Source organism: Arthrobacter sp. P1_B3 (assembly GCF_056406615.1).
On record NZ_JBFTZV010000001.1, the window covers coordinates 250,015 to 263,208 of the forward strand.

Annotated in this window: 11 protein-coding genes; 7 read left to right on the plus strand and 4 right to left on the minus strand. The window is 65.9% G+C overall.

Going from position 1 to position 13,194, the window contains the following annotated elements:
* Positions 1–50: 50 nt before the first annotated feature.
* Together AC1D2F_RS01165 and AC1D2F_RS01170 are read left to right on the plus strand one after the other, a co-directional pair.
* The gene (locus AC1D2F_RS01165; protein WP_229994904.1) at positions 51–1,577 is read left to right on the plus strand and encodes a purine-cytosine permease family protein; all 1,527 of its coding nucleotides are present in this window, start codon (positions 51–53) and stop codon (positions 1,575–1,577) included.
* Between the two features lie 14 nt (positions 1,578–1,591).
* A complete protein-coding gene (locus tag AC1D2F_RS01170; protein ID WP_229994903.1) occupies positions 1,592–2,566 on the plus strand; it encodes a polysaccharide deacetylase family protein in 975 nt (324 codons plus the stop codon).
* Between the two features lie 111 nt (positions 2,567–2,677).
* Here AC1D2F_RS01170 and AC1D2F_RS01175 read toward each other — a convergent pair whose 3' ends face one another.
* The 4 genes from AC1D2F_RS01175 to uriH all read right to left on the minus strand — a co-directional run bounded on the left by AC1D2F_RS01175 (position 2,678) and on the right by uriH (position 7,485).
* Positions 2,678–3,457: a M20/M25/M40 family metallo-hydrolase gene (locus tag AC1D2F_RS01175; protein WP_476966018.1), complete on the minus strand. Its 780-nt coding sequence runs from the start codon at positions 3,455–3,457 to the stop codon at positions 2,678–2,680.
* Between the two features lie 625 nt (positions 3,458–4,082).
* A complete protein-coding gene (locus AC1D2F_RS01180; RefSeq protein WP_476966019.1) occupies positions 4,083–5,051 on the minus strand; it encodes a ribokinase in 969 nt (322 codons plus the stop codon).
* Positions 5,048–6,472, minus strand: a complete 1,425-nt coding sequence (uriT, locus tag AC1D2F_RS01185) for a uridine transporter UriT (protein ID WP_476966020.1) — start codon at positions 6,470–6,472, stop codon at positions 5,048–5,050. The genes AC1D2F_RS01180 and uriT overlap by 4 nt, the downstream gene beginning before the upstream one ends.
* Positions 6,469–7,485, minus strand: coding sequence for a uridine-preferring nucleoside hydrolase UriH (uriH, locus tag AC1D2F_RS01190; protein WP_229994899.1), 1,017 nt, complete (start codon positions 7,483–7,485; stop codon positions 6,469–6,471). The genes uriT and uriH overlap by 4 nt, the downstream gene beginning before the upstream one ends.
* Positions 7,486–7,651: 166 nt before the next feature.
* Here uriH and AC1D2F_RS01195 point away from each other — a divergent pair, with 166 nt between their 5' ends.
* The 5 genes from AC1D2F_RS01195 to AC1D2F_RS01215 all read left to right on the plus strand — a co-directional run bounded on the left by AC1D2F_RS01195 (position 7,652) and on the right by AC1D2F_RS01215 (position 13,190).
* Positions 7,652–8,701, plus strand: coding sequence for a LacI family DNA-binding transcriptional regulator (locus AC1D2F_RS01195; protein ID WP_476966021.1), 1,050 nt, complete (start codon positions 7,652–7,654; stop codon positions 8,699–8,701).
* A 49-nt stretch (positions 8,702–8,750) separates the two neighbouring features.
* Positions 8,751–9,950, plus strand: coding sequence for a metal-dependent hydrolase family protein (locus tag AC1D2F_RS01200; RefSeq protein WP_364746828.1), 1,200 nt, complete (start codon positions 8,751–8,753; stop codon positions 9,948–9,950).
* Between the two features lie 445 nt (positions 9,951–10,395).
* The gene (locus AC1D2F_RS01205) at positions 10,396–11,490 is read left to right on the plus strand and encodes an extracellular solute-binding protein (protein ID WP_364746830.1); all 1,095 of its coding nucleotides are present in this window, start codon (positions 10,396–10,398) and stop codon (positions 11,488–11,490) included.
* Position 11,491: 1 nt separating this feature from the next.
* The gene (locus tag AC1D2F_RS01210; RefSeq protein ID WP_229994895.1) at positions 11,492–12,376 is read left to right on the plus strand and encodes an ABC transporter permease; all 885 of its coding nucleotides are present in this window, start codon (positions 11,492–11,494) and stop codon (positions 12,374–12,376) included.
* Positions 12,363–13,190: an ABC transporter permease gene (locus AC1D2F_RS01215; protein WP_476966022.1), complete on the plus strand. Its 828-nt coding sequence runs from the start codon at positions 12,363–12,365 to the stop codon at positions 13,188–13,190. The genes AC1D2F_RS01210 and AC1D2F_RS01215 overlap by 14 nt, the downstream gene beginning before the upstream one ends.
* The last annotated feature ends 4 nt before the right edge of the window (positions 13,191–13,194 follow it).

The window sequence follows — 13,194 nt, forward strand, 5'->3', positions numbered from 1 at the left end:
CCTGCGACACATAATCTTGAAGGAATCCCACACACCCCCGGAGGCTCCCAATGCGTCAAAAAACCCCAGCGGCCCCAGCCGGCACCGCGCCGGTAGCCGGTGAAGACCACGAAGCGTGGCTACACCCCATCCCCGAATCAGAGCGGACCCGCAAAGTGTCCGGCCAGTTCTGGATCTGGGCTGGAGCAAACCTCGCCCCGATCAACTGGGTGCTCGGAGCGCTCGGCATCCAGCTCGGCCTGGGGTTCGCGGACACGGTCACCGTCCTCGTCCTTGGAAACCTGATCGGAATGCTGCTCTTCGGGTGCTTTGTCCTGCTGGGCCAAAAAACGGGAGCCACCGGCATGGTGCTGGCCCGCGCCGCCTTCGGACGGCGCGGAAACTACCTGCCGGCGTCCATTCAGGCCCTTCTGGTGATCGGCTGGTGTGCCGTCAACACGTGGATCATCCTGGATCTGGTCATGGCGCTGTTCGGAACCCTGGGATGGGTTGACCCGGAGGCCCACAACTATGCATGGAAGATCGGCATCGCCACGTTCATCATGGCGGCGCAGGTAACCATTGCCTGGTTCGGCTACAAGGCGATCGCGGCGTTCGAGAAATGGACCGTCCCGCCGACCATCATCATCCTGACCGTGATGTCCGCCGTGGCCTGGTTCGGCATGAAGATCAACTGGACCTACGCCGGCCCTGCAGGCCACATCCTGGAAGGCTCGGAACGCATCGCCGCGATGAGTGCGGTCATGACGGCCATCGGCATCGGCTGGGGCATCACCTGGTTCACCTATGCCGCGGACTACTCCCGCTTCGTCAGCACCACGGTGCCCAAGCGCAAGGTCTACCTCGCGTCGGTGCTGGGCCAGTTCATTCCCGTCGTCTGGCTGGGCATCCTGGGGGCCAGCCTGGCCACCAACACAGGGGAAATAGACCCCGGCAAACTCATCGTCCTGAACTTCGGCGCGCTGGCTCTGCCCGTGCTGCTCATGGTGCTGCACGGCCCGATCGCGACCAACATCTTGAACATCTACACCTTTTCCGTCGCCACACAGGCACTGGACATCTCCATCAGCAGGCGCAAGTTGAACCTGTTCGTCGGCGTCTTCTCCCTGGCAGTCGTGATCTTCTTCATCTTCCAGGAAGACTTCGCCACGGTACTGGACGCCTGGCTGATTGGGCTGGTCGCCTGGGTGGCTGCCTGGGGCGGGGTCATGCTGGTCCACTACTTCTGGATCGAGAAACGCTGGCCCGGCAACCCAGACAGGCTCTTCGACGCCGTCGGCACCAAGCGGCTGCCCGGCGTGAACCCGGCCGGCATCGCCTCCCTGCTCATCGGCATCTTCGCCACCTGGCTGTTCATGTACGGGCTGGTGCCGGCCATGCAGGGGCCCATCGCCGTCGCGCTGGGCGGATGGGACCTGTCCTGGCTCGCCGGGGGACTGGCCAGCGCCGCCGCCTACGCCGTCCTCGGACCGCGGTTCCACCGCAAGTTCCTGGATGTCCCCGCACCCAGCGAACAGACCGCAGATTCACCTGACGCAACCGGCCTTCCGGTCACGTCAACCACCCCCGCCGTTTAGCAGGAGATCAACCCGTGAACTTCTTCCCCGCCTTTGCTGACACCGCCCATCCCATCACCTGGCCCGACGGCCACCGTGCCGCGGCGTCCTTCACCTTCGACGTCGACGCCGAATCCTGCACCATCGCCCATGACCCGCAGAGCACCAGGCGCATGTCGCTCATGACGCACCAGTCCTACGGGCCCAAGGTCGCCGTCCCGCGGATCCTGCAAATCCTCGAGCGACAGGAGATCCAGGCGACGTTCTTCGTCCCGGGCTTCACGGCCGAATGCTACCCGGACGTAGTTCGCCGGATTGCGGACGGCGGCCACGAGATCGCCCACCACGGCTACCTGCACGAACACATGCAGGGCATCGACGCCGCCACGGAGGCACGGTACCTGGACCGGGGCCTGGATGCCCTGGCCAAGGCCGCCGGCGTCCGGCCGACCGGCTACCGTGCACCGTGGTGGGAGCTCAACTGGCATTCCGCAACGCTCCTTGCCGACCGCGGGTTCCTCTATGACTCAAGCCTGCTCGACGGCGACGCGCCCTACCGCTTCAGCGTTGCCGAGGGGGACCCCCGCGACCTCGTGGAAATCCCCGTCGACTGGGCTCTGGACGACTGGGAGCAGTACGCCTTCTACCCGGGCGTCACCGGAAGCGGTGTCATCGAAAGCCCGGCCAAGGTCCTCGAAATGTGGACGCTGGAGGCCGAAGCGCACCACGCTGCCGGGAGCTGCTTCGTCCTGACCAACCACCCCTTCATCTCCGGCCGGCCGTCCAAGGCCGTGGCCCTGGAACAGCTGATGGACCGGGTTAAATCCATGGACGGCATGTGGGTCACCACCATGGAGAAGATCGCGCAACACACGCGCGACTCAGTCGAGGAGATCCACACCCATGCCCGCGTTGCCGTGCCCGGATTCCCGGACACCGGCGCACGGTTCACGCCGGCCGCCGTGCGGCAGCCCCAAGGAGCCCCGGCGCGACGCGGGGCCGAAATCTAGGGCACAGTTTGGCCCCAGGAAGCACAGGTCCCCGGCACGGCCCCTCACCAGAAGGTGCCGTTCCGGGGACCTTCCTGTGTGGACGTCCGGTCTCATCGGCAACCGGGGCAGTTAGCCGGTCTTCGCCATTGCGTAGGCCACGGTGCCGTAGGCCAGGGCGCCCGACATTTCCTGGAGCAGTTCCGGGTTGGTGTTGGCGATGGTGTCGCAGGCTTCGTGGTAGCAGGGATCGAGGTCCTTGCCGGCCACCCCGCCATAGGTCTGGGCCTGGGCCTGGGTCTTTTTCTTCTCATCGCCGGTGAACAGCCCGCCGCCGGGTATGCCGGCCGAGAGGAAGGCGTCGTAGTCGGACCCGCCGTCAAAGGGCGTCGTCTCGGCGGGCAGCGCGTTCTCCTCGAAGTAGCGGAAGAAGATGTCCTCGATCGCCTTGGACCCGGCGGGACCGGCGTGGCCGAAGTCCGTGCCGTCCCCGTCATGGACGGAGCGCACGCCGTTGGGCGAGGCCACCATGTCCACGTTCAGGTTCACCGCGGTCTGGCTGATCTCGGCCTGGCTGAGCTCGTCGACGTAGTGCTGGGACCCGTAGAGGCCGTCCTCCTCCCCGCCCCAGAACGCGAACCGGACCCGGTTGACCGGCGTGATCCCGGCCTCCTTCATCCACCGCGCGGTCTCCAGGACCGCCGCCACCCCGCTGCCGTTGTCGTCAATGCCCGGGCCCTCCTGCACGGAGTCCAGGTGCGCGCCGACCACCACGGTGTGCCCGGCATCGCCGCCGGTGTCGGCCCGGATGTTGAAGGACTCCACCGTCTTCCCGCGCCGGCCGTCCTCTTTGAACGTGAAAGGCCTGCCGCACCGGCGCATACCCGGCTGCCCGCAGCTGCTCCTCGACATAGCGGGCCGATTCCTCATATCCGGAGGTGCCCGACGCGCGGTTGCCGCCATTGGCATCGGCCACCCGCTGCAGCGCCTGCATGTGCCCCGCCATGTCCCGGGACTTGAAAGCCGCCAGCACGGTGCGCGCGTCCACCGTGCTGACGGGCGCCAGCTGCGGCACGGCAACACTGGGGCTCGCGGACTTGGCGGGCTTGGCGGATTGGCTCGGCGCGGCACCGGACGGGGAGCCGGCTGCTGTCCCGGACGTACAGGCCGACGTCGATAGCAGGACCAGGGCGAGGAGCGAGGGAAGTACATGCTTGCGCAGAGTGATCATGCTGGGAGCCCATCACTAGTCGGTACACGTTCGCTTGATTTCGGCTCGATTAGTCAAGACGCTCGCCACTGATGCTCCAGTAAGTCGCGGCCACCATCGCCCGGCAAATACTCCTGTCAGGTCGAACCATTCTCGGCCTTGCGGCGGTAACTTCAATAGCGCCTCGCTGTGAATCTGCTGTGCATATTGTTTGCTGCCATGACATGGCCACCGGGCATGTCCGGAGCTTAACCGGTAGTGGGCGCCACAGACAGTATCTGCAGCGCCGCCCACTCCCGTGGCGGTCCCAACTGGTGGGGGTGGCCGTTACGCCAGCATTTCCTGAACGTCGGCCGCTTCCGGGTACGCCGTTTGCGTGCCCTTCCTGGTCGCTGCCAAGGCCGCTGCAACGGATGCGAAGGCGGCAGCGGCCGGGAGCGATGCGCCGGCGGCAAGGCGCGCAGCCACGGCGCCGGTGAACGCATCACCCGCTCCGGTGGTGTCCGTGGCCTCAACCCTGGTGGGTTCAATGCGGGTGATGTGGTCCCCAGCCCCAGCCCCGGCCCCGGTCCCGGAGTCCAGGACGACGGAGCCGTTGGCCCCCAAAGTGACCACAACGCGGTGCAGTCCGCGATCGGCGAACTTGGCCCGGACCGGCGCCCATGCCGCGGTGTCCGCGTCGGCGTCGGGTACGGCGGTGCCGCCCAGGAACAGCGACGCCTCATGCGCGTTCACGAGCAGAACGTCGCAGAGATCTGCGAGGCTCGCCGGGATCTCGGCGTAGGGCGAGAGGTTGAGCAGAACTGTCGCGCCGGCGTCGTGGCCCAACCGGGCCGCGGCTTCGACCGTGGCGAGGCCGACTTCGAGGCACAGGCACACCACGGACGCGCCCTGGAACACTTCGATGGAGGCGGCAACATCCTCCGGCGTCAGCGTGCCGTTGGCCCCGGCCGAGATGATGATGTTGTTCTCACCGTTCGCGTCTACGGAGATGACGGCGACGCCGGTCGCGGTATCGGGAGCGCGGCGGACGTGGGAAATATCCACGCCCGCCCCGGCGGTGGATGCCAGGAGCATGTTCCCGTTGCTGTCGTCGCCGACCGCGCCGATCAGGAAGACCCGTCCCCCGAGCTTGCTCGCGGCGACGGCCTGGTTGGCGCTCTTCCCTCCGGGGTTGACCGCAAAACCGTTCCCGTGCACTGTTTCGCCGGGGAGCGGGAGCCTGTCGCAGTAGATGGTCAGGTCCGCGTTCAGCGATCCGACGACGACGATCGGGGGCGGGGTCGGGATGGTCATTTTGCCTCAGCTTCTACGGGCTTGGGAATCAGCAGTGATGCAGCGAATGCCGCCACGGTGATGATAAGTCCCACAACGATCGCGGCCAGGTAGGAAGCCTGGGCATCGCCCAGTGCGGAGGAGGCCACGAGCGCCGCCGGCAGGACCAGGAAGCTCAGGCCCGCGCCCAGGTTGAACGCGCCGGCGTTCATGCCGGGGAGGAAGCCGGGGTTGCCTTCGGGGGAGAGGACAACGCCAAGGCCGTTCAGCATGATGTTGACCGTCCCCGCGTACATGATGCCCAGCAACGCTGTTCCGGCAATCATCATCGGCAGGCTGCTGAGACCGTAGAAGGCAATGACGGCCAGGGCCACGACGCTGCCGGCCATGCCGATCCGCAGCACCTTGGTGTAGCCAAGAACCGGGGCCAGACGGCCGCTGATGGGGCCGACCACCCACCCCAGAAGGGCATAGGGAGTGAGGATGATGAGTGACATTTCGGTGGGTCCCACGCCGAAGCCCGGGGCCGTGGCCTGCACGTAGGCGGGGACAATGCCGTTGATGACCGCGAAGACGCCGGTCATGGTCAGTGTTGTGGTCAACAGCGGCGCCCACGTCGAGCGCTGACGCAGGTGGGCGGTCTCCACCATAGGCTGCGGCGTGCGCTTTTCCACGATCCAGAACCCGCAGAAGGCGATAGCGGCAACGGCGATCAGGCCGATGGCCAGCGCAAGTGTGCCGGGAGAAAACGCGCCGACCAGCTTCGAGGCCTCGTTGAGGGCTGTCAGCAGGGCGCCGACCGCGATGACGATGAAGACCACGCCGGGCCAGTCCATTTTGGTGCCCATCGCTGGCTTGCTTTCACCTGCCAGGAGGGCGACGAGGCCTGCCGCCACGACGGCCAGTGCGACCATGAGCCAGAAGATGCTGCGGAACCCGAAGTGTTCGGCGAAGTAGCCGCCGACAAACGAGTCCACACCGGCAACCCCGCCGTTGACGGCGGTGATCAGGCCCATGAGGGCGCCGTACTTTCGCGGGTCGCTGACGGCCGACCGCAACATGATCAGGCACAGCGGGACGGTGGGGCCGCTGACTCCCTGGACGATGCGTCCGACGAAGAGCCAGGTGATGTCAGGGGCCATAGCCGCGATCAGGGAGCCGACAGCCATCATCACCATCATGCCCAGCAGGATCTTCTTGCGCCCCACAATGTCACTAAGGCGCGGCAGGAAGAGGGAAAACAATGCCGCCGCGGTGAAGAACCAGGTCTGCGACAGGCCGATCACGGCCTGATCCGTGTTGAGTTCGTTGCCCATCGTGACCAGGGCAGGGCTGAGCATTGAGGCATTGAGCTGGAAAGCAACGCAGGCCGTCAACAATGCGGCGGTGAGGGCAGTAACACTTCTGCGCGTGGTCTTGGATTCGTAGGTCAGGGTGCTCATGAGTTGGCTCCTCCGGTCCCTGCGCCGATGCTGACGGCAGCGGACGGGTCCACGTCGCCGATGCGCACCAGCGCGTCGGTGACGAGGTCCCAGAACTTCCCGTGGTCGAGGTCCACAGCCACGGAGGTGTGGCAGTCCGCCGGTGCCGGGGCCCGGAAATCGGCCACGGTCATGCCAAGCGTCAACCGGCCCTGCAGCTCGATGTCCACCGCCACTTTGCGGGTGGACATGACCGTGGGATCGATGACGTAGGCCACGGCGCAGGGGTCGTGGACGGGCGGGTAGTCAAAGCCCTGGGCGTCCTTGTAGGTCTTGGTGAAGAATTCCATCAGTTCCAGCACGAACTGGGCCGGCCTGGTCCCCACGGCAGCGATTTTTTCCACGACTTCGGGGGTCGCGAGGGCCTGGTGCGTGAGGTCCAAGCCGACCATGACCACCGGCCAGGGTTCGTTGAACACAATGTGTGCGGCCTCGGGGTCGATGATGATGTTGAATTCGGAAACGGCGCTCCAGTTGCCTACGTGGTACCCGCCGCCCATGAGGACAACTTCTTTCACGCGTTCCACGATGCGCGGTTCCTTGCGGGCCGCCATGGCGATGTTCGTCAGTCCTGCCGTCGGCACCAGCGTCACGGTGCCGGGCTCATGCGCCATGACGGTGTCGATGATGAGATCGACGGCGTGGCGCGGGTCCAGTTCGATACTGGATTCGGGCTGGGCGGGGCCGTCCATGCCGCTGTCACCGTGGATGTCGGGGGCGGTCTCGATGCTGCGGACCAAGGGCCGGTCGCAGCCGGCGGCGAAGGGGACGCCGGTGATGCCGGCAATCGTGCCGACGGACAGGGCGTTGCGGGTGACCCTTTCGAGGGTCTGGTTGCCGACGACCGTCGTGACGGCGAGCAACTCAATGTTCGGATTGCCGTGAGCCAGCAGCATGGCCACGGCGTCGTCATGGCCCGGGTCGCAGTCCAGGATGATCTTCCTGCGTTCCGGGTTCAGGGTGATGGGATCCACGTAAATATCTCCACGTCGTTGGGGGTCCGCCGGGGCGGTGCGATAAAGCGTTCAGAGTGAGTTTGACACTGTCCCGGAGTCAACGTCAAGCGCTTAACGTTCATTACGTCAAGCGCTTGATGTATTGCGGCGGGTGCGACGCACCCCTCCCGGCTACGATCGAGGTATGGAATCCGGCGAACAAGTGCACGAACTTCGGGGGCGCACCCCGCGCGTCACCGCGGCGATGGTGGCCGAGCGGGCCGGGGTCTCCACGGCAACGGTCTCCCTGGTGGCCAACGGGAAGACCCAGGGGCGGGTGTCGGAAGACAACATTTCGCGGGTGCGGGAAGCCATTGCCGAACTTGGCTATGTGGTGGACAGCATTGGCAGTTCGCTGGCCAAGGGCATCAGCTCGATCGTGATTCTGGTGGCACCGGACATCTCCAACCCATTTTTCGCCAAGGTCATTGCCGGTGTCCGCGGCGCCCTGGGCGCCAACTACCAGCTCCTGCTCTCCGTCACGGACGCCGGCGAGTCCCCGCGCGTCGATGATGTCCGCAAGCTCCTGGCTTTGCGGCCGGCCGGGCTGCTGGTGGATGCGCCCAGCGCGGCGTTCCTTCAGGAACTTTCCGCAGCCGGGCCGTTGGTCCTGCTGGACGCACCCGGCTTGGAGTCCTTCGCCCCGTCGGTGAACCTCGACGTCGGGCACGGCGCCCGGCAGCTGGCCCGGCACCTGGCGGGGGCCGGACACAAACGGGCGGCGTACATGGACAGTGTGACCGGCACGGCGACCTTCGATATCCGGCGGGCGGCATTCCTGGAGGAGTCCGCGGCGGTGGGCATCACCGTGGCCGCGGACCATGTCATCGGCACCACCATTGACGTCGGCGCCGCCGCCGGAGCATTCGCCGCGGCGTGGCCGAGTTGGCAGTGGGACGGTGTTACCGCCGTCGTCTGCGCCACCGATACCCATGCCTACGGGGTGCTGCAGGAAGCCCGGGTGGCCGGCGTCCGCATTCCGCAGGAGCTCGCCGTGGCGGGCTTCGATGACCTGCCCTATTCGGCCACGTCCAACCCGGGCCTGACCAGCGTCCACCTCCCGGGCGACGCCCTCGGGGCCAAGGCCGGCGAGCAGCTCCGCAGGCTCATGGAGGGCCAGGCCCTGGAACAGCCCCAGCTGATCCTCCAGGGCTCGCTGATGGTGCGCGGTTCCACGGAACCGGCCAGCACCTAGAAAATCGGACTGAGCCCAACCGCGAACGTCTCACCGAGGAGTTGTCAGCATGACAAACGCAGCCGCCCTGACCATCCAGAACGCCCGGATCTTTGACGGACATTCGCCCGAGTTGGCAAGCGGATCCATCCTGTTCCGGGACGGGGTCATTCAGGAGACCGGGGACGTCATCCCCGACGGCGAGGTGATCGACGCCGGCGGCCGTGTAGTGGTGCCCGGGCTCATTGATGCCCATTTTCATGCGTACGCCGTTGGTCTGGGCGGCCTTGAGGTTGAGCGCTCGCTCCTGAGCTACACAGCCCTGGTGGGGGCGCGCCGCTTGGGCGCCGCGGTGCAGCGGGGATTCACAACCGTCCGCGACGTGGCCGGCGGGGACAGCGGGCTCGCCCGCGCCATCCGCAGCGGCCTGGTCACGGCTCCAAGGTACTACTACACGGGTCCGGCTCTCAGCCAGACTGGTGGCCATGGGGATCCCCGGTCCGCGGATCTGGACGTCTGCTTCGATCACGGTCACATGTGCGCAGTAGTGGACGGTGTGGACAACCTGCGCCGGGCAGTCCGTGACCGGTTCCGCACGGGAAGCCATGCCATCAAGATCATGGCTTCCGGAGGCGTCGTCTCCCTGACCGATCCCATCCGCCTACCGCAGTATTCAGCAGAAGAAGTCCGGGCGGTGGTGGACGAGGCCACCCGGCGCAACAGCTACGTTGCGGCCCATGCGTATTCACCCGAGGCAATCCGGCATTCCGTGGAAAACGGGGTACGTTCCATAGAACACGGGAACCTCCTGGACCGGGACACGGCGCAGATGATGGCCGGGCACGGAAGCTTCCTCGTGCCGACGCTTGCGGCCTACGATGCCATGAGCCGAAGGGGAGCGGGGCTGGGTCTGAACCCCGTTTCCCAGGCCAAGAACGCCGAGGTGCTTGAGGCTGGAAAGGTCGCTGTGGAACTGGCCCTGCAGGCGGGAGTCAAAGTGGGCTTCGGGTCTGACCTGATGGGGGACCTTGAGGACGATCAGCTCGTCGGCATTCGGCTGCAGATCGAGGCGGCGGGGGTGTTGGAGACGCTGAGGTCGCTGACCTCGGTCAACGCGGAACTTCTTCAGGACCCAAGCATCGGGCGCATCGGACCCGGGATGGCAGGCGATGCCGTGATCCTGGACGGCGACCCCTTTGCGGACCCGGCAGTTCTCTGGGACCAGGACAGGCCGAGGACTGTTATCCACGACGGCCGCATCATTCAGTGATCCCCGCGGCTCACGCGGCGGGTGTCGGGTGGACCATGAGGTGTTCCAAGCCGCCGATCGAGGAATCGAGCGTGGTCTTCACGTCCCCGGCCGGTTCAGGCGCATTCTTCATGATCCGGCCAGGGGCGGTCCGTGGATCTGGAGATGCCCGGGAGGGCAGCGGAAGTCGGCGTTAGGGGAGCGCGCGGGACAGAAATCCCGTTGTTTCTTAAAGCAATACAACTGTTGACTAGTGAGCAACTTCACAGTTAGAGTTGCGAAACCGAAAAGCCGCCGGAAGGCGGACTCGAGATCTCCAGGTGGAATGGATGGCGCGCGCGAACCGCCGCTGTCCCTTCCTCTTTTCCCTGCGCTACACGCAACCACACGCACCGCACCCCACCACGCCCGCAATCCGGCGCGCCTTCTTTCGGCGTGCCCGCGTACATGAGAGGCACTGTCCCCCATGACAGAATTCCGTTCCACTCCCTTTGACCGCAGGCAGCTCCTCAAGGCGGCAGCACTGACGCCGTTTGCGGGTCTGGCGCTCTCCGGCTGCGCGGCCAAGCCCGCCGAAAGTGCCGCCGCGAACAAGACGGTGACGGTCACGTCCTACGGTGGCTCCTACAACGACCAGCTGACCCAGACGATCCTGGACCCGTTCTCCAAGCAGTCGGGGATCCAGACGACGCTGCTGGCCAACACCAGCCTGGCCGCGCTCAAGGCCCAGGTCCAGTCCGGCGACGTGCAGTGGGACCTCGTGGAAATCACGGCGCCGGAGTATGAGGTAGCCGTGGCCGAGGGGCTGCTGGAGAAGTTCGACTACGACATCATCAGTGACAAGGGACTGCCGGGATACGCGAAGGCCGAATACGGCATCAAGTACCTGAGCTTCCTGTTCGTCATGGCGTGGGACCAGAAGGTCATTTCTGACGCGCAGGCCCCGAAGGACTGGGCCCAGTTCTTCGACCAGGGCAAGTACAACACCAAGCGCTCGGTGTACAACCAGCTGTCCGACAGCTCCGTCCTGGAAGCCGCCCTGCTGGCCGACGGTGTCCCGTTCGACCAGGTCTACCCTCTCGACGTCGACCGGGCCCTGAGGGTCCTGGGCCAGCACCCGGGCAAGGACCGGCTGCTCTACCACGCCGCCAACCAGGAGCCCATCCAGCAGCTCACCTCCGGCGAGGTCTCCCTCTCCACCAGCTTCAACAACCGCATTAACGCAGCCCGCAATGACGGCGCCAAGCTGAACTTCTCCGCCGAAAACGCCGTCCTCGCCGGCGACTACTTCGTGGTGCCGAAGGGCGCCAAGAACAAGGAAGCCGCCTTCAAGTTGATGAACTTCATGTCCAACGACGCGGAGGCCGGCGCAGCGTTCGACAAGGTCACCAACCTGACCCTGGCCAACACCCCGGCGCTGTCCAAGCTGCCGAAGGAAATCGCGGACACGCTTCCCACCAGCCCCCGGCTCGCGGACAAGATCCTGGTCCGCGACGACAAATGGTGGTCGCAGAACCTGAAGAAGACCGAGCAGCAGTTTAAGCTCTGGCAGGCCAGCTGAGATGAGCAACGCAACCCTCGAACGGACGCGGCCACGCGGCCGCGGTGCGCCACCTTCTGCTGACGCACCCCGACGGCGGCGCAGCGGCTGGTGGCTGCTGCTGGCCCCGATCCTTGCTTTCGACGTCGTGCTGTTCCTGACGCCGTTGGGCAAACTTGTCGGCGCAAGCTTCGCCGACAACGCCTACCAGCGCGTCCTTGAGGACCCGCTGGTGGTGCGCGCACTGGTCAACACCCTGACCATCAGCCTGGCGAGCACCGTCGTCACTGTGGTGCTCGGCTACATCATCGCCATGGTCCTGTGGCGGGCCGGAACCGTCACCCGGGTGATCCTGTTCGCCGTCGTACTCCTGCCGTTCTGGACCGGCATCCTGGTGAAAAACTTCGCCTGGGCGGTCCTGCTCCAGGACAACGGCATGGTGAACGCCTTCCTGCAGGGAATCGGGCTTACGGGTGCGCCGATCCCGTTGCTGCACAACCGGTTCGCCGTGATCGTCGGCATGGTGCACTGCCTGCTGCCGTACGCGGTGTTCCCGATCTTCTCCTCGCTGGCCTCGATCGATGACCGGCTGGGGCTGGCGGCCCGCTCGCTTGGCGCACGGGAAGGAGCCGTGTTCCGCAGGATCACGCTGCCGCTGAGCATGCCCGGCATTTCCGCCGCCGGGCTGCTGGTCTTCATCATCAGCACGGGCTTCTTCATCACGCCCGTGGTGATGGGCGGACCAGGCGACATGATGATCGCCAACCAGATCGACTACTACGCCCGACAGCTCACGGACTTCTCCGGGGCCGCTGCTCTGGCCGTCATCCTGACGGTCATGGTCAGCATCCTCGTGGCCGTCTACCAGCGCGTCCTCAAGGCAGGAGGCCAACATGAAGACAACTAATCCGCAGCACCGCCTGCTGGCGCTTCTTTCCATCCCGGCCTTCCTTTTCCTCGTCATTCCGACGGCGATTGTGGTGCCGGTCGCGCTGAACGACAGCCGCTACATCACCTTCCCGCCGGAGGGGATCTCCTTCGCCGCCGTGGCCGGATTCTTCGCCGACCGGGCCTGGACCTCCGCCCTGACGGCCAGCCTGCAGTCGGCGGCGATCGCTGTCGTGATCGGTGTGCTGCTGGGCGCCACCGCGGCGATCGGCCTTCACGGGCGCAAGTTCCCCGGCCAGCCCGCAGTAGTGGGTCTGATCCTCGCGCCGATGATCGTGCCGACCGTGGTGCTCGCGCTGGCCTTCTACCAGTTCTTCATCTCGATCGGCATGGTGGGCAGCATCGTTCCCATCGGCCTGGCGCACGCAGTCATCGCGACCCCCTATGTGTACCTGACCACCCGTGCCAGCCTCGCCGGGCTCAACCCGGCCCTGGTCCGGTCGGCGCAGAGCCTCGGGGCAGGTCCGCTCTCCGTCCTGCGGCACGTGTATCTGCCCATCATCCTGCCCGGCCTGATTTCCGGGGCGCTCTTCGCGTTCTCGGTCTCCATCGATGAGACGGTGATGTCCCTGTTCATGCAGTCCCCGGGTGCCACCACCTTGCCCGTCAAGATGTTCACGGATATGCAGTTCAACCTGACCCCGAAGATCGCGGTGTCGTCCGCGCTGCTGGTCAGCGTCGCCACAATCGGGCTGCTGCTCCAGGTCCTGTTTGTCCTCAAGCGCCGTTCTTCAACCCGGATGCTGCCGCTGGCCGTGTCCGCACAAACGTAAGGAA